Origin of the sequence: Halobacterium bonnevillei (genome assembly GCF_009831555.1) — an archaeon.
In the GTDB taxonomy this organism is placed as follows: domain Archaea; phylum Halobacteriota; class Halobacteria; order Halobacteriales; family Halobacteriaceae; genus Halobacterium; species Halobacterium bonnevillei.
Genome location: NZ_WUUU01000016.1, coordinates 12,391 through 31,551 on the forward strand (window position 1 = coordinate 12,391; position 19,161 = coordinate 31,551).

21 protein-coding genes and 1 tRNA gene are annotated in these 19,161 nt (G+C 67.4%); 14 read left to right on the plus strand and 8 right to left on the minus strand.

The genetic code is table 11. The annotated features are described in order from the left end of the window. Positions 1 to 10 precede the first annotated feature (10 nt). From GRX66_RS04030 to GRX66_RS04045, 4 genes are all read right to left on the minus strand, one after another. Entirely contained in the window at positions 11 to 688 is a 678-nt protein-coding gene (locus GRX66_RS04030) for a phosphoglycolate phosphatase (RefSeq protein ID WP_159525381.1), read from the minus strand. A gap of 101 nt (positions 689 to 789) precedes the next feature. Continuing rightward, entirely contained in the window at positions 790 to 1,152 is a 363-nt protein-coding gene (locus GRX66_RS04035) for a 4a-hydroxytetrahydrobiopterin dehydratase (protein WP_159525382.1), read from the minus strand. A gap of 196 nt (positions 1,153 to 1,348) precedes the next feature. Then, entirely contained in the window at positions 1,349 to 1,759 is a 411-nt protein-coding gene (locus tag GRX66_RS04040) for a hypothetical protein (protein WP_159525383.1), read from the minus strand. Next, the gene (locus GRX66_RS04045) at positions 1,678 to 2,157 is read right to left on the minus strand and encodes a hypothetical protein (protein ID WP_159525384.1); all 480 of its coding nucleotides are present in this window, start codon (positions 2,155 to 2,157) and stop codon (positions 1,678 to 1,680) included. The genes GRX66_RS04040 and GRX66_RS04045 overlap by 82 nt, the downstream gene beginning before the upstream one ends. Before the next feature lie 400 nt (positions 2,158 to 2,557). Between GRX66_RS04045 and GRX66_RS04050 the strand changes: the two genes are divergently transcribed. From GRX66_RS04050 to phnE (GRX66_RS04075), 6 genes are all read left to right on the plus strand, one after another. Continuing rightward, on the plus strand, positions 2,558 to 3,349 hold the full coding sequence (locus tag GRX66_RS04050) for an HAD-IIA family hydrolase (RefSeq protein WP_325063948.1): 792 nt from the start codon (positions 2,558 to 2,560) through the stop codon (positions 3,347 to 3,349). 16 nt (positions 3,350 to 3,365) lie between these two features. After that, the gene (locus tag GRX66_RS04055) at positions 3,366 to 4,712 is read left to right on the plus strand and encodes an MgtC/SapB family protein (RefSeq protein ID WP_159525385.1); all 1,347 of its coding nucleotides are present in this window, start codon (positions 3,366 to 3,368) and stop codon (positions 4,710 to 4,712) included. A 477-nt stretch (positions 4,713 to 5,189) separates the two neighbouring features. Next, entirely contained in the window at positions 5,190 to 6,368 is a 1,179-nt protein-coding gene (gene phnD, locus GRX66_RS04060; protein ID WP_159525386.1) for a phosphate/phosphite/phosphonate ABC transporter substrate-binding protein, read from the plus strand. 77 nt (positions 6,369 to 6,445) lie between these two features. Continuing rightward, on the plus strand, positions 6,446 to 7,279 hold the full coding sequence (phnC, locus tag GRX66_RS04065) for a phosphonate ABC transporter ATP-binding protein (protein ID WP_159525387.1): 834 nt from the start codon (positions 6,446 to 6,448) through the stop codon (positions 7,277 to 7,279). 1 nt (position 7,280) lies between these two features. Next, entirely contained in the window at positions 7,281 to 8,090 is an 810-nt protein-coding gene (phnE, locus tag GRX66_RS04070; RefSeq protein ID WP_159525388.1) for a phosphonate ABC transporter, permease protein PhnE, read from the plus strand. Then, the gene (gene phnE / locus GRX66_RS04075) at positions 8,087 to 8,878 is read left to right on the plus strand and encodes a phosphonate ABC transporter, permease protein PhnE (RefSeq protein ID WP_159525389.1); all 792 of its coding nucleotides are present in this window, start codon (positions 8,087 to 8,089) and stop codon (positions 8,876 to 8,878) included. The genes phnE (GRX66_RS04070) and phnE (GRX66_RS04075) overlap by 4 nt, the downstream gene beginning before the upstream one ends. Before the next feature lie 98 nt (positions 8,879 to 8,976). On the opposite strand, the gene GRX66_RS04080 is transcribed toward phnE (GRX66_RS04075), so the two are convergent. Then, a complete protein-coding gene (locus tag GRX66_RS04080; RefSeq protein WP_159525390.1) occupies positions 8,977 to 9,435 on the minus strand; it encodes a YbhB/YbcL family Raf kinase inhibitor-like protein in 459 nt (152 codons plus the stop codon). 156 nt (positions 9,436 to 9,591) lie between these two features. Between GRX66_RS04080 and GRX66_RS04085 the strand changes: the two genes are divergently transcribed. After that, positions 9,592 to 9,665 (plus strand) — tRNA-Thr (locus GRX66_RS04085). Between the two features lie 246 nt (positions 9,666 to 9,911). Here the strand turns inward: GRX66_RS04085 and GRX66_RS04090 are convergent. Both GRX66_RS04090 and GRX66_RS04095 read right to left on the minus strand, forming a co-directional pair. After that, positions 9,912 to 11,018, minus strand: a complete 1,107-nt coding sequence (locus GRX66_RS04090; RefSeq protein ID WP_159525391.1) for a M24 family metallopeptidase — start codon at positions 11,016 to 11,018, stop codon at positions 9,912 to 9,914. 38 nt (positions 11,019 to 11,056) lie between these two features. After that, a complete protein-coding gene (locus tag GRX66_RS04095; protein ID WP_159525392.1) occupies positions 11,057 to 12,751 on the minus strand; it encodes a NosD domain-containing protein in 1,695 nt (564 codons plus the stop codon). Between the two features lie 184 nt (positions 12,752 to 12,935). Here GRX66_RS04095 and GRX66_RS04100 point away from each other — a divergent pair, with 184 nt between their 5' ends. From GRX66_RS04100 to GRX66_RS04115, 4 genes are all read left to right on the plus strand, one after another. Beyond that, on the plus strand, positions 12,936 to 13,187 hold the full coding sequence (locus GRX66_RS04100) for a hypothetical protein (protein WP_159525393.1): 252 nt from the start codon (positions 12,936 to 12,938) through the stop codon (positions 13,185 to 13,187). A gap of 73 nt (positions 13,188 to 13,260) precedes the next feature. After that, positions 13,261 to 14,202, plus strand: coding sequence for a winged helix-turn-helix domain-containing protein (locus GRX66_RS04105; protein ID WP_159525394.1), 942 nt, complete (start codon positions 13,261 to 13,263; stop codon positions 14,200 to 14,202). Between the two features lie 383 nt (positions 14,203 to 14,585). Beyond that, complete coding sequence (locus GRX66_RS04110; RefSeq protein WP_159525395.1) at positions 14,586 to 15,197, plus strand: DUF6663 family protein; 612 nt, start codon at positions 14,586 to 14,588, stop codon at positions 15,195 to 15,197. A 156-nt stretch (positions 15,198 to 15,353) separates the two neighbouring features. Continuing rightward, positions 15,354 to 16,598: a hypothetical protein gene (locus GRX66_RS04115; RefSeq protein WP_159525396.1), complete on the plus strand. Its 1,245-nt coding sequence runs from the start codon at positions 15,354 to 15,356 to the stop codon at positions 16,596 to 16,598. A gap of 77 nt (positions 16,599 to 16,675) precedes the next feature. Here GRX66_RS04115 and GRX66_RS04120 read toward each other — a convergent pair whose 3' ends face one another. Continuing rightward, positions 16,676 to 17,617: a ketopantoate reductase family protein gene (locus GRX66_RS04120; protein ID WP_159525397.1), complete on the minus strand. Its 942-nt coding sequence runs from the start codon at positions 17,615 to 17,617 to the stop codon at positions 16,676 to 16,678. Between the two features lie 101 nt (positions 17,618 to 17,718). Between GRX66_RS04120 and GRX66_RS04125 the strand changes: the two genes are divergently transcribed. From GRX66_RS04125 to GRX66_RS04135, 3 genes are all read left to right on the plus strand, one after another. Further along, positions 17,719 to 18,507, plus strand: coding sequence for a DUF7261 family protein (locus GRX66_RS04125; RefSeq protein WP_159525398.1), 789 nt, complete (start codon positions 17,719 to 17,721; stop codon positions 18,505 to 18,507). Beyond that, positions 18,485 to 18,676: a hypothetical protein gene (locus tag GRX66_RS04130; protein WP_159525399.1), complete on the plus strand. Its 192-nt coding sequence runs from the start codon at positions 18,485 to 18,487 to the stop codon at positions 18,674 to 18,676. The genes GRX66_RS04125 and GRX66_RS04130 overlap by 23 nt, the downstream gene beginning before the upstream one ends. Positions 18,677 to 18,761: 85 nt before the next feature. Next, on the plus strand, positions 18,762 to 19,161 hold a 400-nt coding region (locus GRX66_RS04135), incomplete at its 3' end, for a phosphoenolpyruvate carboxylase (protein WP_233745285.1).

The following is a 19,161-nucleotide window of genomic DNA, read 5'->3' on the forward strand; positions in this document are numbered from 1 at the left end:
GACCTACCGGTCAGTCGCCGTCACGTATCCGCTCGACCGCAGCGAGGAAGCCGTCCGCGTTCGACTCGTCCAGCACGACGTCTGCGGCCGCGCGCGCGTCGTCGTCTGCGTTCGCGACTGCGTACGACTCGCCGGCCACGCCGAACATCTCCACGTCGTTGACTGAGTCGCCGATTGCGGCGAACTCGCCGGGGTCGTAGTCGAGTTCCGCTGCGACCGTCTGCAGCGCGGTGCCCTTGTTCGGTTCGGTCGCTTTCACGTGGTACGCGAACCCCGTGTCCACGACGCTCAGTCCGTAGTTCTCGGCGAGCTCTCGGAGGAGGGCAAGCGGGCGTTCGCGGCTGACCGCCAGTTCGGTCTCCCGCCAGCGGTTCACCAGGTCGGACTCTCCCCACCCGAGGTCGTAGCCCGCCTCCGCGAACTCCTCGCGGACCTCGACGGCCGCCGACCGGCCGTCCCCGAAGTAGAAGAGGTCGTCGTTCACGTACGCCACGCCGCCGTTCTCGGCGATGACGCGCTCCTCGATGCCCACGAAGTCGCAGAGCGCGACCGGGTACGGGAGTGCCTTCCCCGTCGCGATTACGACCGGGGCGTCCCACTCCCGGAGCACGTCCATCACGCGACTGTCGATAGAGCGGTCCGGACGACTCAGCGTGCCGTCGATGTCCACAGCGAGCGGCGCGACCATACACCCCCGGAGGCGACGCGGACCTAAATGCCGTACTCTTCGCGGCAGCCTTCTCCGGCGACGGTACTCGCTGTCGCCCCACGCCCCTGGTGCTCGTCGCTTCAGTCCGTGGATTCGGGCGCGTACTCGTCGTAGATGCGGTCCATGCGTGCCGCCATCACGAAGTCCGTCTTGTGGAGGCCGTCGATCTTGTGCGTCCACATCTCGATGCGGGTTTCGCCCCACTGGAGGTGGATGTCCGGGTGGTGCCACTCCTCCTCGGCGAGTTCGCCGACTTCGTACGTGAACTCGAGGGCGTCCCGGAAGTCCTCGAACTCGTAGGTGCCCTCGAGGTGGTGCTCGTCGACGACCGCCCAGACGTCGCCGTCGACGTCCGCGAGGTACGACTCGTACTCGGGTTCCGCGAGCGGTTCGTCCTCGGAGGTACACGCCTCGCAGGGTTCGTCGGCGAGCTCGGGTGTCATACCCCTACAGATGGCCGCAGCCCGCATGAAAGTTGGCGTAGGCGTAGTTCGACAGCTCCCGTTCGGGACGGCGAAGAATTTCATCGGTCTGACAACCCGGCCGCCGCACGCGCTGTCGAGACGCCGACTACGTACGGCTATATACGGATATAGAACTTACTAGCGGGGAGACAGCAGCGGTAACTATACCGATTGTTCATTCGGCCGCCTCTGCCGGCTGTTCGAGCGTGTAGAACGCGACCCCGCAGTTCTCGCAGGCCAGCACCGTCGGCGGCTCGTAGCTGGGGTCCGGGACGGTGTGTCCGCAGCAGTCGTCGGCCTGTCCTTCGACGACGTCGTCGCCGCAGACCGGACACGTATCCAGGAACGCGCACAGCGCGTGCGCCGCCAGCTCCCGGTTCGCAGCGGGCAGGTCGGTGTCGGCGAGCGCCTGCACGGCGCCGACTTCCGCGACTGCGACCGGCGAGGGGAGCCACGCCGTCGACTCGCCCGACACGACGAGGTACGTCTCGTCGTCGAGGACCTCTACGCGGGCGGCATCGATGCCCGCGACGTCCTGCTGTGCCGCCTCGACGAGCGCGTCCGGCGAGTCCGCGAGTGCCGACATGCGGGCTCGCCACGCGTCAGCGACACCGTCTCGGAGCCCGAGCTGGTCGCGTCGACGGTCACCACGCCCGCCTCGACCAGGGCCTCCAGAACTGCTTCGCCGTCCGCGGCTCCATCCCGGACGTCATCGAGACTGTCGGCACGGGGCGAGTGGTCGAAGACGTCCCCCGGGAGTCGCGCGGCCAGTTTCGGCGCGAACCGCGGCGTGTAGGGCACGAGATAGCCGCGCAGCCAGATCACGGCGGTGCCGACCACCGCGGCCGCGGCCGCCGGTATCGGCCGGAACGGGGCGAGAACGCCGACCACCAGCGCCAGGAGCGCGACGTTGAGCGCAGTGCACGGCCAGCAGCGGTTCGACCCCGTGAACTCCGCCCGCTTGAGCCCCGCGATGGTGGACATCGCCGGAGCAGAACCGTCGCTGCCTGTTGAAGCTTTGGATGCCTCGCTCGCCCGGGACCCGCTCGCTGGCGGCCGCTGGACCCGGTCCCGTCCTGCGACTCGAGCGAGCCAAACTTTAATAGATATCAATACCGTTGGTAGGCCTGCGAGAGTAAAAAATTGTACCTCCGGCCCCGAACACACTCGACTCCGTCCGCGTCGCTCGACGAACGCCGACTGGTCGCTACCGGTCGTCCGGCCCCACAGCACTCGTCACTGTGGGTGACAGCGTCACCGTCACTATGGACGACCGCCTCACCGTCAGTGTGGCCGATACAGGGACGCGGCCGTCTGACTGCGAGGCTGTGGCAGGAACCCGGTGATCCGGTGTCGCCGACGTTCGAGGCGGCGGAGGTGGCGCGTGCCTGAGCCAGCCATCGAGGGCGCGCTCTTCGACCTCGACGGGACGGTGTACCTCGGGGACGACCTCATCCCTGGCGCCGACCACGTCGTCGAACGTCTCCGGTCGGACGGCGTCGACGTCGCGTTCCTCTCGAACAAGGCGATCGACCGGCGCTCGGTTTTCAGCACGAAACTCACCGACCTGGGCGTCCCCGCTGACGAGGCGTCGGTCGTCAACTCCGCGTCGATCACCGCGAACTACCTCGCGAACGTCCACCCCGACGACGCCATCTTCGTCGTCGGCGAACCGCCGCTCTCCGAGGAACTGGCTGAACGCGGCCTCCAGTTGACCGACGACCCCGACGAGACTGACGTGCTGTTGGCGTCGATGGACCGCGGTTTCGACTACGCGACGCTGACTGACGCCCTCCACGCGATGGACGACGACACGGCCTTCCTCGCGACGAACCCCGACCGGACGTGCCCGGTCGCCGACGGCGAGATTCCGGACTGCGCCGCGATGGTCGGCGCCATCGAGGGCGCCACCGGGCAGGACCTCGACCGGGTGCTCGGGAAGCCCTCACAGACGACCGTCGACGCCGCCGCGGAGCTGCTCGGCGTCCCCCTCGAGCGCTGCCTGATGGTCGGCGACCGCATCGAGACGGACATCCTCATGGGCAACCGCGCCGGGATGACCACCGTCCTCGTGATGAGCGGCGTCACCGACCGCGACCAACTGGCTACCGCCGACACGCAACCCGACTACGTCGTCGAATCGATCGCCGACCTCGACGAGGTGCTGTGGCCGTGACGGGAGTGACGCACAGATGACCGAACTGCTTGTGGAACTCGGACTCGTGGCCGAACGGGCCGGGTCGTTCGTCGCGGAGTTCGTGCTCCCGCTGACAACCCAGGATTTCGGCGCGGACGGCGACGTCCTCTTCGAACAGGTCAGCGAGGAAGTCGTCCAGCTCGTGCTCGCCGTGCTGTTGGGGATGTTCCTCGGCCTCGAACGCGAGTGGTCCCAGAAGACCGCGGGCATCCGGACGTTCGCGCTCATCAGCCTGCTCGGGGTCATCTTCGCGATCCTCGACGATTCGATGCTGCTGGTCGCGGGCGCCGTCCTCGTCATCACGATGAGCGTGCTCCTCGCCGTCGAGAGCCTCATCGACACGGACTCCGAGACCCACCTCTCGTTGACCACGTCGGCGTCGATGTTCGTCGCGTACAGCGTCGGTGTGCTCGTCGGCAACGCGTTCTACATCGAGAGCGTCACCGTCGCCGTGCTGTCGTCGCTGCTGCTGGTGTTGAAGCGCGAGCTCCACGAGTTCGCGTGGGGGCTCTCCCGGGAGGAGATGCAGAGCGCGACGGAGTTCTCCATCCTCGCGTTCGTCATCTACCCGCTACTCCCCGACGAGGCGTTCGGCCCGTGGAACGCCATCGACGCCCGCACCATCTGGCTGCTCGTCATCGCCGTCAGCGGCATCGGGTTCGTGAACTACGTGATGGTCAAACGCTACGAGGGTCGCGGCATCGCCGCAACGGGCTTCTTCGGCGGTCTCGTGAACTCGACGGCCGTCATCGCGGAGATGGCCCAGCGCGCGGCGAAAAAACCCGACCTCCGGAACCTCGCGGTCGGGGCCATCCTCCTGGCGAACGCCGCGATGGCGTTCCGGAACGCGCTCATCGTGATTCCGTTCGTGCCCGAGGCCGCGTTCATCGTCGGCGTCCCGCTTGGCGCGATTACCGCCACCGGCGTCGTCCTCTCGCTGTTCGTCAGCGACTGGGACCAGGACCTCGAGACCAGCCTCACGTCCCCGTTCAGCCTGCGGAACGCGCTGGTGTTCGGGGTGTTGTTCCTCGCGATTCTGGTGGTCTCAGCCGGTGCGGAAGCGACGTTCGGCTCCATCGGCTTCCTCACCACGACGTTCCTCGCGGGCCTCATCTCAAGCGGCACGGCGACTGCGACCGCCGTGACGCTGGTGGGCACCGAGCAGATCAGCCAGGAACTCGCCGTGGGCGGGATCCTCGCGGGCACGTTGGCCAGCATCGTCGTGAAGGTCTTCTTCGCCGCGACCATCGACCGGGACCTCGTCAAGCCCGTGCTCATGTGGAACGCGGTCCTGATCGTCGTCGGTGTCGTCGCTGGCGCAGCCGTCATCGTCGCCCTGTGACCCGCCGACCTGACGTTCGGGCACCGGCGTCCCGATACGCTCTGCTCGCCACGGGTGCTATGCGTGTCCATGACTGTCGCTGTGGCTGTGTCTCGAACCGTCTGCTGCCGGCCTCGACTCCAAATCTTTCACTACCACCAGCTGGATATTGGTAAAGATATCCGTTGACGCGGGGGCGCGAGCCGCCTTCGCGTCCGTTGGTCGCGCCTACCGCCGCTCGTTCGGGCTGAAATCGGACGGAATCGGGGTCCCGGCGTACGTGCCCGCGAGTCGGAGAATCGGCCACACGGTCGTCGACGAAGTCGACGAACGTCCCACAAGTGGACCTACGAGCACCGCTGGACCGGAACGCTCCCGTTTTTCGGGGTTGTGGTCAGTCTCGCGGGGGTACCGCGAGCGTTAGACCGTGATTATCTGAATACCACCCCCGGGACCGTTGCCAAAGAATTAAGGTGTGACACATTCAAGCAAGGCGCCATGCGTCAATTAGACAGACGTGAATTTATCAGCGGAGTGAGCACGGCCGCGCTCGTGGGCGCGGCGGGCTGTACCGGTGGCGATGGTGACAGCGACGACAACAACGACAACAACGACGACAACGGTGGCAGTGGCGACGACGACGCGCCGGCGCACACCGACCCGTCGACGTACGCCGACTTCGACCCGTCGAGCCCCGAGTTCCCGCAGCTGACGAGCACGCTCATGGAGGCCGGCTTCGAGACCGGGACGATGGCCGACCTCGAACGCATGCAGGAGAACCAGCGCGACGAGCCCCGCTACGGGCAGCCGGTCGCGGAGACGCCCGACGACGAGAGCGACTTACTCAACCCCGACACGCTGGAGTTCTCCCTGACGCCGACAGAGGACCCGACCGTCTACGAGGACACGCTCAAGCCGCTCCTCGACAACATCGAGGAGGAGACCGGCAAGAAGGTCAATTACGCGTCACTGGACTCCTACGCCGCGCAGGTCGAGGCGATGCGCTCCGAACGCCTTCACCTCGCTGGGTTCTCCACGGGCGCAGTTCCGTACGCGGTCAACATCGCCAACGCCGTGCCGTTCTCCGTGCAGATCGACGGCAGCGGCGAGAACGGCTCGTTCGGCTACCGGCTCTGGCTCATCACGCAACTCGACAACGAGAACATCGGCAAACTCGAAGACCTCCAGGGCGAACCGAAGCAGAACGTCGCGCACGCCGACCCGTCCTCGAACTCCGGGAACCTCGCGCCGCGCGCGCTGTTCGCCAACCAGGGCGTCGTGCCAGAGGAGGACTACGAAGTCTCGTACTCCGGCGGCCACCAGCAGACGTCGCTCGGCGTCGCGAACGGTGACTACGACGCCGGCCCGGTCTGTTCGACGTGTTACGCTCGCGTCGCACGCGACGACCAGCTCGACCCCGAGAAGGTCAAGTGCATCTGGGCGTCGGAACCGTTCCCGACGACGGCGTTCTCCTACGTGAACACGCTGCACCCGGACATCCAGGAGGGCGTGCGCCGCGCATTCCTCGACTACGACTACCAGGACACGTCCATCGCCGAGGAGTTCGAAGGCCGCGGCACCTGGGTCGACATCGACTACGCGACGGTGTGGGACATCATCCTCCAGATCCAGGAGAGCCTCGAGGTCGAGTACGAGACCGGCAACCTCGAAGGCTAACGCCACCCACCCACTCGCTTTCAGGAATAGGCGTTGAACTATACGACTTCGCTACCTGTGATACGATATATTAACGCATGCTCTCGGTAACAGACCTGCAGAAGACCTACGACACCGGCGACGAGGCCCTCAAGGGCGTCTCCATGGACGTGACCGGCAACGAGATGGTCGCGGTCATCGGCCCCAGCGGCGCCGGCAAGAGTACGTTCATCAGGTGTATCAATCGACTCACTGAACCGACCGGCGGGAGCGTCGAACTCGACGGCGTCGAGGTGACCGGGCTCTCGAAGAAGGAACTCCGGAACGCGCGCCGCGACATGGGGATGATCTTCCAGGAGTTCAACCTCATCGAGCGCCTCACCGTCATGGAGAACGTGCTCTCGGGCCGACTCGGCTACGTGAGCACCTGGAAGGCGTTCCGCCGCGTGTTCGCCGGCGACGACATCGAGCGCGCGTACGAAGTACTCGACCGCGTCGGCCTCGGCGGCCACGAGAACGACCGCGCGGACGAACTCTCCGGCGGCCAGCGCCAGCGCGTGGGCATCGCTCGCGCGATCCTCCAGCGCCCGAAGATTCTGCTCGTGGACGAACCGACGAGCAGCCTCGACCCGGAGACGTCCCGGGAAGTGATGGACCTGCTCACGGAGATCGCCGCCGAGGACGACATCCCCGTGTTGATCAACATCCACGAGGTCGACCTGGCAGAGGAGTACGCCGACCGGATCGTCGGCCTGCGCGACGGCCAGAAGGTCTTCGAGGGAACGCCCGCCGACCTCGACGAGAGCGCGCGCGGCCAGATCTACCGCGGCGAGGAGATTCCAGACCTCACGACGGGCGCACAGCAGTCAGCGGTCGTCGAGGAGACCGCTGGCAGCACCCCGACCGACGAAGGCGAGACACGAAGAGGCTAACATGGCCACGAAACAAGAGGAGCGCCGCGAGTGGTCGCGCCCCACGGCGTTCTACAACCACTACGTCAAGTGGGCCGTCTACGCTGTCATCGCCGTGTTCCTGCTGTGGAGCGCGTGGAACATGCGCATCTCGTACGCTCGCGTCGTGGAAGGCTGGAACTCCGGCGCGGGGCTCGTCACGAGCATGTTCCCGCCGGAGCTCACGCCGTTCAAGACGGACCTCCTGATCGAGGGGATGGTCGAGTCCATCGCCATGTCCGTCGTCGCGACCATCATCGGCGCGGTCATCTCGATTCCCGTCGCGTTCATGGCCGCGGAGAACATCGCGCCGCGGCCGGTGTACTGGGTCGGACGCGGCCTCATCACGGTGTCGCGTGCGTTCCACGAACTCATCATCGCCATCATCGTCGTGAAGGCCGTCGGCATCGGCGCGCTCGCCGGCGTCATCGCGCTCACGTACAAGACGCTCGGCTTCTTCGCGAAACTGCTCGCCGAGGAGATCGAGGACATCGACGAGGGCCAGATGGAAGCCGTCGAAGCCACCGGCGCGAACGGCATCCAGACGATGCTGTTCGGCGTCGTCCCGCAGGTCATGCCGCGCATCGTCGGCCTGTCCATCTACCGCTGGGACATCAACATCCGCCACAGCACCATCGTCGGCATCGTCGGTGCGGGCGGCATCGGGTCGACGCTCATCAACTCCTTCGACAAGTACGACTACGACTTCTTCATGACCATCGTCCTCGCCATCGTCGCTGTCGTCATCGTCGGTGAACTGGTCAGCACCTACGTCAGGGGGCGGATCCAATGACCGACTACGAGACCTGGGAGCGACGCACGCCCCGCCAGCGAATCGTTCGGTACGTCCTCACCCTGCTGCTCGTCGTCGCGGCGGTCGCGTCGTGGCGCGCCCTGAACGTCAGGTACAACTACCTCGGCAGTGCGCCGACGGAGTTCATGGACCTCGTCAACCGGATGTACCCGCCCGCAGTCGGGTACTCCACGGAGATCGTCAGTCCGCTCATCGAGACGGTCCACATCGCCGTGCTCGGGACGGCGCTGGCGGTGATGCTCTCGGTTCCGGTCGCACTACTCGGCGCGACGAACACCACGCCGAACAAACTCGGGTTCGCCGTCGGGAAGTTCATCATCTCGTTCACGCGCTCGGTGAACGTCATCATCTGGGCGCTCGTGTTCGTCATCATCTTCGGGTCCGGGACGCTCGCAGGCGTACTCGCGGTGGCCGTCCGCTCGATCGGCTTCTGTTCGAAACTCATCGCGGAAGCCATCGAGGAGATCGACCCCGGGCAGGTCGAAGCGATCAAGGCGACCGGAGCGAACTCCGTGGAGACGGCGATCTACGCGATCGCGCCGCAGATCAAGCCCGCGTTCATCGGCGTCTCCACGTACCGCTGGGACATCAACGTGCGCGCGTCGACCATCATCGGGTTCGTCGGCGCCGGCGGCATCGGCGTCGAACTCAACACCGCAATCAACTTCTTCCAGTGGCAGCGCGTGCTCACCATCCTGCTCGCGATTCTCGGCATCGTCATCTTCAGCGAGTTCGTGTCCGCGTACCTCCGCCGCAAGGTCCGCTGACCGCGGCTCGTCGCCTTTTGCGTGCTCACTGCTGCACGTCGCCAACGCCGTACCGGTGTGTCCGCTGACTGCCGCGCGTCGAGTGCGCGTCGACACCGTTATGGCGCGTACGTCCCCTCCAGGACTGCGTCGTCGAGCTCGTGGCCCTCGATTTCGGCTTCGACCTCCTCCCGTCCCGACGACGCCCCCAGGTCGAGTCGCGTGTCGAGTGCGTACAGCTTGAACTGGTACGTGTGCTCGCGGTCCGGCGGCGCCGGCCCGCCGTACCCTCGCTCGTCGAAGTCGTTCGTCCCCTCTGAGGCGCCCTCTGCCTCCGGGTTCCAGCCCGATGGAATCTGTTCGACCTCCGGAGGGATGTTCCAGACGGTCCAGTGGTCCCACACCTTGCCCGCTGGCTCCATCGCGTCCGGGTCGTCGACGACCAGCGCGAGCGACGCCGCGTCCTCGGGTACGCCCGACACGGACAACGGCGGATTGACGTTCTCGGCGTCGTAGCCGTACTCTTCGGGAATCGATCCGCCGTCCTCGAACGCCGAACTGGCTAGCTGTAGGCTCATGGCAACCCCCTCGTGTGACTATTCGGCCATGCGACACAAAAATCTCGCCGCCGAGAAGCGACCCCCGTTTGAGGACTCCCGCACCCTCCTGACCCGGCGACGCGGTATCAAAGACGTTATTTCGGCGCTGTCCCGTACCTTGTCGTGTCGGGTCGTGCCGCGGTAGCTCAGTCGGCCAGAGCAGTCGATTTGTAATCGACAGGTCGGGGGTTCGACTCCCCCCCGCGGCTTCCCGCCGACCGACCGTCCACGCGCTTCTCGCTGACCAGAATCGTTTGCCCGGTCACAAGACGATGACGACGGCTCCTGTCGACTTCATCTCGAATTCGCCGAACGTTCAAGTGCGATAGCGAGGCCAACCCCCGCGTGACGTACCCTTCGAGGCGGGACGTCTCGCGGTCGCGCGGCGCAGCGTCCCGTCACCCCGATAGCGCCGCCTGTTCGCCCGGACGGCTCCACGCCAGCAACGGGGTGGGCTACACCCGCCAGTCTCTGGTCGTGTCGTTCAACCGTTCACAACCCGACTCGGTGACGACGACCAGATCCTCGATGCGGACACCGAAATTCCCCTCCAGGTAGACGCCGGGCTCTACGGAGAACACCATCCCGGGCTCCAGCGGTCGGTCGCTGCCCCCGACGACGTACGGCTCCTCGTGGACTTCCAGTCCGACCCCGTGGCCTGTCCGGTGGATGAACTCGTCGCCGTAGCCGGCGGCCTCGATGACCTCGCGGGCCGCCGCGTCCACTTCTTCGGCGGCGACGCCGGGTTCGACGGCCTCGACCGCGGCTTGCTGGGCGTCCCTGACGACCTCGTGAATCGTCTCGAACGCCGCTGGCGGGTCGCCGGCGAACACGACGGTTCGCGTCTGGTCGCTCGGGTAGTGGTCGACGCGCGTCCCGAAGTCGAAGACCACCGGGTCGCCGCGCTGGACTTCGCGGTCGGACCGGTGGTGGTGTGGCTTCGCGCCGTTCGGCCCGCTCCCGACGATGGTTTCGAACGACGTCCCGTCGCCGCCGTGCGCGACGAGTCGGTCCTCGACGAACGCGGCGAGCTCGGCTTCGGTCATCCCGACTGCGTCCGCACCGAGGCCGCGAACGTCCCGCATCGCAGCGTCCGCAGCGTCGGCAGCACGTCCGAGTGCGTGCAGTTCCGCGTCGTCCTTCCGGACGCGCAGCGGTCCCAGGACGTCGCTGGCGAGCCCCCACTCCGCGTCCGGAATGGCGGCCCTGAGGTCCTGCGTGAACCGCGCCCACATCGTCGGGTCCACGAGCAGTTTCCCGTCGGTCACGCCGAGGTCGGATGCCGCATCCTCGACCAGCGGCAGCGGGTCGTCGGTGTCCGACCAGAACCGCAGGTCCTCGACCCACGTGACGTCCCGGAGCTGTTCCTCGTACAGCTGGGGCGCGACGAACACCGGGTCGCCGTCGGCGGGTACGAACAGGAAGAAGTGACGCTCGCCGGGGGCCTCGCTGAAGCCGCCGAGGTAGTAGAGGTTCGGGCTCGGGAACAGGACGACGCCGCTGGCCCCGTCGTCCCGGAGGCGTTGCTGGCACTCGCGGGTGCGGTCCTCGAAGACGGACATACTCGCTGTCCGACGCGCGGCCACCTAAACGCTCGGCACTAGTTCGGCCCGGGGAGGTCGTCGGTGACGTCCTCGCCGTCGCGTTCGATCACGTAGTCCGACGGCGACGCTGGCGTGTAGAATGACTCGATGGTGCCGTCGACGCGGAAGGCGTCCCCGGATTCGTCGCCCGTGGTGCCGACGATGGTCACCGTGCCGTCGCCGTTGTCGAGCACGCGGTCGCCGCTGTCCGCCGCGACGGCTTCCGTGCTCGCCTTCTCGGCGTCGCCGTCCACGACCACGACGTACGCGAAGTCGTGGTCCGCGCGCGTCGACAGCACGCCGAGCGTCCACTCGTCGTCATTGCCGTCGTCTGTCGGTGGCTGCGTCGTCATGGCCTCGGTGGTGGTCACCGGGTCGGTCGTGGGTGTGGCCGGTGGACCGTCGCTCGTCGTCTCGGTGATGGTCGGTCCAGTCGTGGTCGCGGTCGGTGTCGCTGTCGTCGCGGGGGCGTCTCGAGTGCTCGTCCGCACCGCCGCGACGACGCCGTCGTCGCGGACGGTTCCGGAGACGGTGCCGGCGTCCGCGTCGTAGCGTGTGTCGTCGATCCGCGTCCACGTGCCGCCGCCGTACCGCCAGAGTTCGACCGCTGCCCCGTTCACGTCCGAGATTGTCACCGTGACGCCGGACTGGACGCCAGTGACGTTCACGCCGTTGTCGACAGCCAGTCCCCCGCTTGGCGGCGTTCGCAAGTCAGTCGCGTCAGCGTCGTCAAGCGTGACGGGCTGGCTCGCGAACGACGCGGTCGCGCGAGCGCCGATGCGGACCCCGGTCCCGCTCAGCTGCCCCTGCTCGACGCGGAGCGCCGGCCCGCCGTTGTCGACGACTGTGACGTTCCGGAGGTCGTCGTCGTTCGCGGGAATGCCGTGCACGCCCGGACCCGTATTCCCCGCGAGGACAGCGTCCCGGAGGACGTTCTCGCCGCTGTCCGAGAACCGGAGGCCCGCACCCTCGTTGTTCGACAGCACCGCGTCCGCGATGACGTTGCGGCGCGCGTCCGTCGACGCGTAGACGCCGCCCGACGAGAAGCCGCCGTCGCCGTTCCCCGTCGCGGTGACGCCGCGGATCTCGACGTCGTACACGTCCTGCATGAGGGCGAGCCCGCTGTCGCGGTTGTCGGTAGCGGTGACGTCGGTGAGCGCGCTGTCCTGGACTTCCCAGAGGATGACGCCGTTTCCGTTGCCGGTGGCGTCGAGGCCGTCGACGGTCGTGTTCTCGGCTTCCACGAGGTAGACGCCCGCGACGTCGTTGTCGGTGACGGCGGCGTTGCTGAGCGTCGCATTGGTGCCGCTACCACGAATGTCGCCGACCTGGATGCCGCGCTCCCAGCCGCTGGCGGTGACGTTCTGGACGGTCACGTCGCCGAGGGAACTGTTCGCCGATTCGTCGGGCGCGCCCCCGTAGACGAGGATGCCGACGCTATCCTCGCTGCCGTTCCCGCGGACTGCGTACCCGTTACCGCGGACGGTGACGGCGCTTTCGCGGACGTGGAGACAGGGACCGTCGCTCCCCTCGAGGTCGGCGGTGAGTTCGTAGGTACCTGATTCATTGATGGTCGTGCACGCGTCGACCTGCGTCGCGTCCTGCGCAGTGCCAGTCGTCGGGACGACCTCCGAGTCGGAGAGCGGTGCGGCGGCGACCATGCCGCTGAGGAGCACGACGAGCGCGACGGCGGCGACGCGAAGTGATGCCATGCGGAACGTGACGGTGACGGGCCTGGTTTGCGTTCTGTCCAGTTGGCGTCGCCCGCTCGCAGGCAAGCGACCAGTACGGGACTCGCGGCGACCGGATTGTATTCGGTTTGTGACCGCCGCCGGCCGGGTGTGCCACTGCAGCGGTGTCGGCCGGATTTATCCGGTGCACCGCGTAGGTCCCGCTATGTCGCTTCGAGAGTTCGTCGCGGACGCCCTTGCGGAGCGGGCGCTCCAGGTGGTCGGCGTGGTGTTCGGAATCGCTTCGGTCGCGCACTTCGCACTCTGGGCCGACTCGCCGGCCAGGGAGTTCGACCCGGCCGGTGGAACCGGGACCCTGGCGACGGCCGCGCCGGAAATGCTCGGATACGCCCAGTCACATCCTGCGTACGTGCTGGCATTCCTCGCGGGGGCCGTCCTGTTGGTGCGTCGTCCCTGAACGGTATAGTCAATTCACTTACAAAAATTCGTTTTTGCGAGCGCTTATGCCGCACGTCGCTGTATCGGTGTGTATGAGCGGTTCTGACACGCCCCTCGACGGCGCACCCATCGACGCGGACGGCGGCCTCGACGACAGCCTGCCGCCCGCCGAGGCGTTCGCGCTCCTGGGGAACGAAACCCGAATTACGATCCTCCAGGAACTCTGGCTCGCGCCCGAGCGCCCAGTCGCGTTCTCGGACCTCCGGAAGCGCGTGGGGATGCGGGACAGCGCCCAGTTCAACTACCACCTCTCGAAACTCACCGACCACTTCGTCCGACAGGTCGACGGCGGCTACGAGTTCCAGTACGCCGGAGCGAAGGTCGTTCGCGCCATCCTCGCGGGAACGTTCACGGAGCGCGTCTCCCTCGAGTTCCCCGTGGAGGGCGAGTGCTTCGACTGCGGCGGGAGCCTCGAAGCCGCGTACGCGGACGAGCGCCTGGCCATCCAGTGCACCGACTGCGACAGCACGTACGGCCGGTACGCGTTCCCGCCGGGTGGCCTGCGCGACCGCTCGACCACGGAGATCGAGGCCGCGTTCGATCAGCGCGTCCGCCACCTCCACTGCCTGGCCGCGGACGGCGTCTGTCCCGAGTGCGGCGGCCGAATCGACACGGCAGTCGTCCCGGATTCCGCGGACACACTCGGCCTCGACGTCCGCGTGGACCACACGTGCGTGCAGTGCCAGCACACGATCTCGTCGCCCGTCGGCCTCTCCCTGCTCGACGACTCCCGCGTCGTGGCGTTCTACGCCGAGCACGGCGTCGAGCTCAACACCTGCAAGCACTGGACGCTGCGCTGGTGTGTCACCGACGAAACGACGACGTACGACGCGGACCCGACCCGAGTGACAGTGACGATTCCCCTGAACGCCGACGCGTTGACCGTCACCCTGGACGGCGACCTACAGGTGGTCGACGTCGAGCGGTGCTGTCCGGACGCCGCCGACGAACGGGGCCGCATCTCCGCGGACTGACGGCGCCAGTTCTGGAGGCCACCACTGTCTCGCGGCCCCCGAGATGGGATTCTCGCTGCAAGACTGCGACGTCCACGCTCGTTCGACATCGAGAACGAGGTGTTGTGGGAGCCACGCGTAGCCATCGCTGTTCACGTCACTCGGCGGTAGATTCCCGGGTCGAAAACGCAGTGCGGGGAGCGCGTGTACGCCGGACCACGAGGTGGTATTCGGCCGATATTACCGGAATAATATTCCGGTAGTCCATGGGTTTTATCGGGCAGAACCCAACGTAGGTTGCCGGTGCTCAGAGGCACGGCCAGGGCGACCATCCGGTTCGGCCGGATGCCCCATCGACGACCCAGACGAACGCGCTTATCACTTCTCGCACGCAATCACGGTCCATGGAAACCACGACGGAGAGCACGTACCGCGTGCTCGGTGCAGCGCCCGAGCGCGAGGACGCGCTCCTGTTGCTCGACCGCGCCGACCACGAACCCGTCAGCGTCGCCGCGGCCGGCTACGAGGGCACCCTCGCGGACGACGTCGACGCGCTCCGTCCGGGCTACCTCGTGGATGCGACGCTGGCGTGGAACGACGGCGACGCCCGCTTCACGGACGTCGACGTCGGGAAGCGAACGCTACTGACGTACGCCGACGCGGTCACGGGGCTGTTCGAAGCCGCGCTCGACACGATGGAGCAGGCCCACCAGGAGGGCGCGGGCGTCCACGGCCGACCGACGTTCAGTACGGACGGCGAACCCAACGGCGCCGTCTACGTGTTCGCCGAACAACCCGGCGAGCGAGACGTCTTCGACGAGATCCGGACGGGCGCGCTCCCGCTCGAACCCCTCGTCGACAGGCTCGACGAGGAAGCCGACTGCGAGCACGAGATTTTCGTGTTCCGGCCGCTCGAGCACGACTTCGTCGTCGTCTACCTCGTCCTGCGCAGGGAATCCGTGCTCGCGGACACGGTCCGGGACACCTACGACTGCCCCCGTCCCTCGGAAGCGTAGGCCCGTCCGCGTGCGAGACGGATTGACATTACAGTCGTCGTTTGAGTCTCCTCACATTTTATCGGCTATCGTCGTGATGGACCGAACACGGTCCAGCGCGGGGGCGCTCCCTCCACTTGCCCTCCAGCGAAAGCGTCCCCGGGACCGAGCAAACACATGAACACGCGAACGATCGTCGCCCTGACACTGGCCGCGATGCTGGTCGTTCCAGCCGCCGGTGTCGCAGCGAACACGCAGTCGCAGAGCCCGGTAACCGACGTCGACCCGGCGTTGAGCCAGGAAGACCCCGATGACACGGAGCGCAACTACACGCGCCTCTACGTCGACGACCAGTACCAGAACCTCCGCCTCCAGCCCGGCGAGAGCGAAACGATCACCATCACCGTCGAGAACGGCGAGGACGAGGCCGTCGACCTGTCCCCGCACCTCTTCGTGCCGCCGCGCGGCGAACGGCCCATCGACGAGGAGTGGGTGACAATCGAGACGGACGACCTCGAACTCGACGCCGGCGAAACCCGGGAGTTCAACGTCACAGTCGACGTCCCGGAGGACGCCGCCATCAACCGCTACGGTGGCGCGGTGGCGCTGACGGACGAGACAATCTCCTACCCGGGTCGGCCCGCCCAGCCGGTCAACGGCGTCTCCCTGAGCGTCGAAGTCTGGCAGGAGCCGACCGTGCGCGTCGTCTCGGACACGTACGTCCACTCGCAAGTCCAGGCCGGCGACTCCTTCACCCGCGAGATCGTGGTCGAGAACACCGGCGACGAGGCCGTCCCCGTGAACCCGGAACTCGCGACGGACGACCGCTACCGGCCGTACGACGACCGGAACACGCTCGACCGCTCGTGGGTCTCTTTCGACGCCCCGAACGAGATTCCCGCCGGCGAGAAGGCGACCGTGGCGGTCACCGTCTCGCCGCCCGGTGACGCCGACCGCGGCGACTACCGCGCCGAAGTCGACCTCGGCTTGAAGGACCCGGCGCGCTCCGAGCAGTCCTCGCACTGGCAGCGCGTGAACGTCCGGTTCCAGGTGTGGACACAGCCAGAGGAGCCCTTCGAGACCTCCTTCGAGGTCAGCGAAGACACTGAGGACGTCACGCTCGAACTGGCCGCCGGCCGATACGGCGCCGGCGACGCGAACGCCGACTTCGACGTGACGTTCGTCGCGCCCGACGGCGAGACGGTCGACGCCGAGCGCGTCAGCGTCACGAACAGCGGTTCAGTCAACCTCGGCGAAACCCGCCGCGCGACGACAGACGACGGCACGTACGCCTCCGGCGGTGAGCGCCAGACGTTCGAGTACCGCCTCGAAGATCCCGATGCGGGCTCGTGGACGGTGGAGATCATGCCGGAGAACGCGATGCAGTTCTCCTACGACATCGTCCGCAACGAGTCCGACTAACCGCGCGCTGTCGCTCGACAGCCACGCGACCTCATTTTCCGCGACCGCGAACCTGCCAGTAGCGGCGCGTGCTCGCGTCAGTCGGACGTCGTGAGCCGAATCAGGTCCGCGAGCGTCTCGTTGACGGGGGCGTCCACGCCGTTGTCGCTGGCGCGCCGCGCGAGTTCGCCGTTCAGCGACTCGACTTCCGTGCTCCGGCCGCGTTCGACGTCCTGGCGCATCGACGACCGGTTGGTCGCCGTCCGCTCGGCGACCGCCAGAGTCCGCTCGACGACGTCCTCCGGCACGTCAACGCCGCTGGCTTCGGCGATTTCGGCGCCCTCCTCGACGGCACGACGGAGCAGACGCAGTCCCGCCGGGTCCTCGGCGAGCGCGCCGTTCGGCACGCCCGCGAGCGCCGTCGGGGCGTTGATGCCGGCGTTCACGAGCACCTTCGTCCAGACTGCGCGCTGGGGGTCGTCCGTGACCGTCGTCTCGACGCCAGCGACCGTGAGGAGGTCAGCGATGGCGTGGACCCGCGGGTCGTTGTCGACGAAGTAGCGGCCGATGGTCGTGTCTCCCCTCCCGGCGTGCCGGACGTGGCCGGGCGCTTCGCGGACTGCTCCGTGGCTCGTCGTTCCCACGACGACGCGCTCGCCTGGGACGTAGTCGGCTATCGTCTCCGCGTTCCCGAGGCCGTTCTGGAGCGTCAACACGTCGGCGCCGTCGAGGGAGGGCGCGACGCCCGCTATCGCCTCCTCCGTGTCGTAGCCCTTCACGCAGACGACGAGCAGGTCGGCGTCGGCGACGGCCGACTCGTCCGTCGCGACCGCCACCGGAACGCACTCATCGATGCCGTCCGGGTGCGTCACCCTGAGTCCGTCTCGGCGAATCTGGCGCGTGTGCTCGTCGTCGCGACCGAGCAGCGTCACTGCGGCGTCGTCGGCGCCTTGGCTCTCGGTCGCCCTCCGGTCTGTCGCCGCGAGCAATCCACCGACCAGGGACCCGATCGAACCCGCGCCCAGTACCACCACGCGCATGCTCGCCGCAACGGCGTGTGCGAGTAAAGTCCCGGGGGCCGCTGCGGTCGGTCGCCGGCTCGCGGCAATCCTTTTGTAGCCGCCACGCTTCTCGGGGAGACATGGACGAGCGAGACCGCCGCGGCCAACTGCTGCTCGTGGCAGCGCTCGGTCTCGCCGTCGCGTTCGTCGTGCTCGCGCTCGTTTTGAACGCGGTCGTCTTCACGGAGAACCTCGCGACGCGCAACCACGGCCAGACGGACAGCGTCGTCGCCTACGAGCGCGCCGCCGAGGGCGACGTCGGCGCCCTTCTCGCGCAGACGAACCGCCACAACAACTCCGACTCCGACGAACTCGCGGCGACGCTCACGGCGAACGTCGAAACGTGGGACGCGAACGCGTCTGTGCTGGCGGTGGGCAGCGGCCACCTGACTCAGACGACTGTCGCCAGCGTCGCGAACGGGACGCGGGTCGTCCAGTCGACGCGGCGGAACTTCTCGAACGCGACCGGCGTGGACGACTGGACTGCCGCCACGGGCGTGGACGCGACGCGGCGGTTCCACGTGGTCGCCGAACCGACGACAGCGGACGCCCTGACGCTGAACGTCTCGAACGGGACGACGGCGTGGCGGGTGCGCGTCGTCGAGAACGTCGAACCCCGGGTTCACGGACGTGGACGTCCGCAACGAGAGCGGCGCCGTGCTCGCGGCGACGACCGTCCAATCGAACGCCGCCGCGCTGGACCTGACCGAGGGCACCGTGAACGGGAGCGCGGTCGATGGCTGGCAGTTCGCCGAGGGCGTCGGCAGCGGCTACGACGTGAGCGTCGAGAACGGCGGTGCGGCCGTGGGCAGATACGTGTTCGTCGTCGACCGGGAGCGACCGGACTTGCTCGCGGCGCTACCGAGTGACACGTACCACGACCCGGGCACTGGTGACGAACCCACGACGACGCCGGCACTGTACCAGGCGACTGTGAACGTGACCGTGCAGGATTCTCGAGTGACCTACGAGACGAGCGTTGTCGTGTCGCCGGAGTCCGCGCCCGTCCCCGTGGTTCGCGTCGACGTCGCGACGTAGCGGCCAATTCAATTCACTCGGTTCCGAGTGGCAAAGTATGCGCGCTTGCCCGACGTTCAAACCCCTGGGTCTCGTGGGGTGTGGTATGGACTTGCACGGACGGGGCGTGCGGGAGGACGTCCGCGAACTCGGCGAGAGTCTCGGCGAGGCGGTGCGCTCACACGAACAGGCGGCGACGTACCAGGCGGTCGAAAGCGCCCGGACCGCCGCAATCGACTACCGGCGGGGCGATGGCGACGACCGGGCGACGCTCCGGGACCTCGTGGAACGCGCGGACCCCGGTGACTGCGAGAACCTCGCGCGAGCGTTCACGGGCTACTTCGAACTCGTGAACCTCGCCGAGGAACGCGAACGCGTCCGCGAACTCCGCCGCAACGAGGCCGCGGGAACGCTCTCAGACGGCATTCGTGGCGCGGTCGCCGACCTCGCCGACGCGGACGCGACCGGCGCGGACGTCGCCAACGTGCTCGCGGACGTGCGCGTCG

Excerpts from the sequence above, each read along its gene's own strand:
- GRX66_RS04115 (WP_159525396.1), top strand. The coding sequence starts at position 15,354 with ATGAACACGCGAACGATCGTCGCCCTGACACTGGCCGCGATGCTGGTC.
- GRX66_RS04090 (WP_159525391.1), bottom strand. The coding sequence starts at position 11,018 with ATGTCCGTCTTCGAGGACCGCACCCGCGAGTGCCAGCAACGCCTCCGG.
- GRX66_RS04095 (WP_159525392.1), bottom strand. The coding sequence starts at position 12,751 with ATGGCATCACTTCGCGTCGCCGCCGTCGCGCTCGTCGTGCTCCTCAGC.
- GRX66_RS04055 (WP_159525385.1), top strand. The coding sequence starts at position 3,366 with ATGACCGAACTGCTTGTGGAACTCGGACTCGTGGCCGAACGGGCCGGG.
- GRX66_RS04120 (WP_159525397.1), bottom strand. The coding sequence starts at position 17,617 with ATGCGCGTGGTGGTACTGGGCGCGGGTTCGATCGGGTCCCTGGTCGGT.
- GRX66_RS04030 (WP_159525381.1), bottom strand. The coding sequence starts at position 688 with ATGGTCGCGCCGCTCGCTGTGGACATCGACGGCACGCTGAGTCGTCCG.
- phnE (WP_159525388.1), top strand. The coding sequence starts at position 7,281 with ATGGCCACGAAACAAGAGGAGCGCCGCGAGTGGTCGCGCCCCACGGCG.
- phnC (WP_159525387.1), top strand. The coding sequence starts at position 6,446 with ATGCTCTCGGTAACAGACCTGCAGAAGACCTACGACACCGGCGACGAG.
- GRX66_RS04105 (WP_159525394.1), top strand. The coding sequence starts at position 13,261 with ATGAGCGGTTCTGACACGCCCCTCGACGGCGCACCCATCGACGCGGAC.
- GRX66_RS04100 (WP_159525393.1), top strand. The coding sequence starts at position 12,936 with ATGTCGCTTCGAGAGTTCGTCGCGGACGCCCTTGCGGAGCGGGCGCTC.
- GRX66_RS04040 (WP_159525383.1), bottom strand. The coding sequence starts at position 1,759 with ATGTCGGCACTCGCGGACTCGCCGGACGCGCTCGTCGAGGCGGCACAG.
- phnD (WP_159525386.1), top strand. The coding sequence starts at position 5,190 with ATGCGTCAATTAGACAGACGTGAATTTATCAGCGGAGTGAGCACGGCC.
- GRX66_RS04080 (WP_159525390.1), bottom strand. The coding sequence starts at position 9,435 with ATGAGCCTACAGCTAGCCAGTTCGGCGTTCGAGGACGGCGGATCGATT.
- GRX66_RS04110 (WP_159525395.1), top strand. The coding sequence starts at position 14,586 with ATGGAAACCACGACGGAGAGCACGTACCGCGTGCTCGGTGCAGCGCCC.
- phnE (WP_159525389.1), top strand. The coding sequence starts at position 8,087 with ATGACCGACTACGAGACCTGGGAGCGACGCACGCCCCGCCAGCGAATC.
- GRX66_RS04045 (WP_159525384.1), bottom strand. The coding sequence starts at position 2,157 with ATGTCCACCATCGCGGGGCTCAAGCGGGCGGAGTTCACGGGGTCGAAC.
- GRX66_RS04035 (WP_159525382.1), bottom strand. The coding sequence starts at position 1,152 with ATGACACCCGAGCTCGCCGACGAACCCTGCGAGGCGTGTACCTCCGAG.
- GRX66_RS04125 (WP_159525398.1), top strand. The coding sequence starts at position 17,719 with ATGGACGAGCGAGACCGCCGCGGCCAACTGCTGCTCGTGGCAGCGCTC.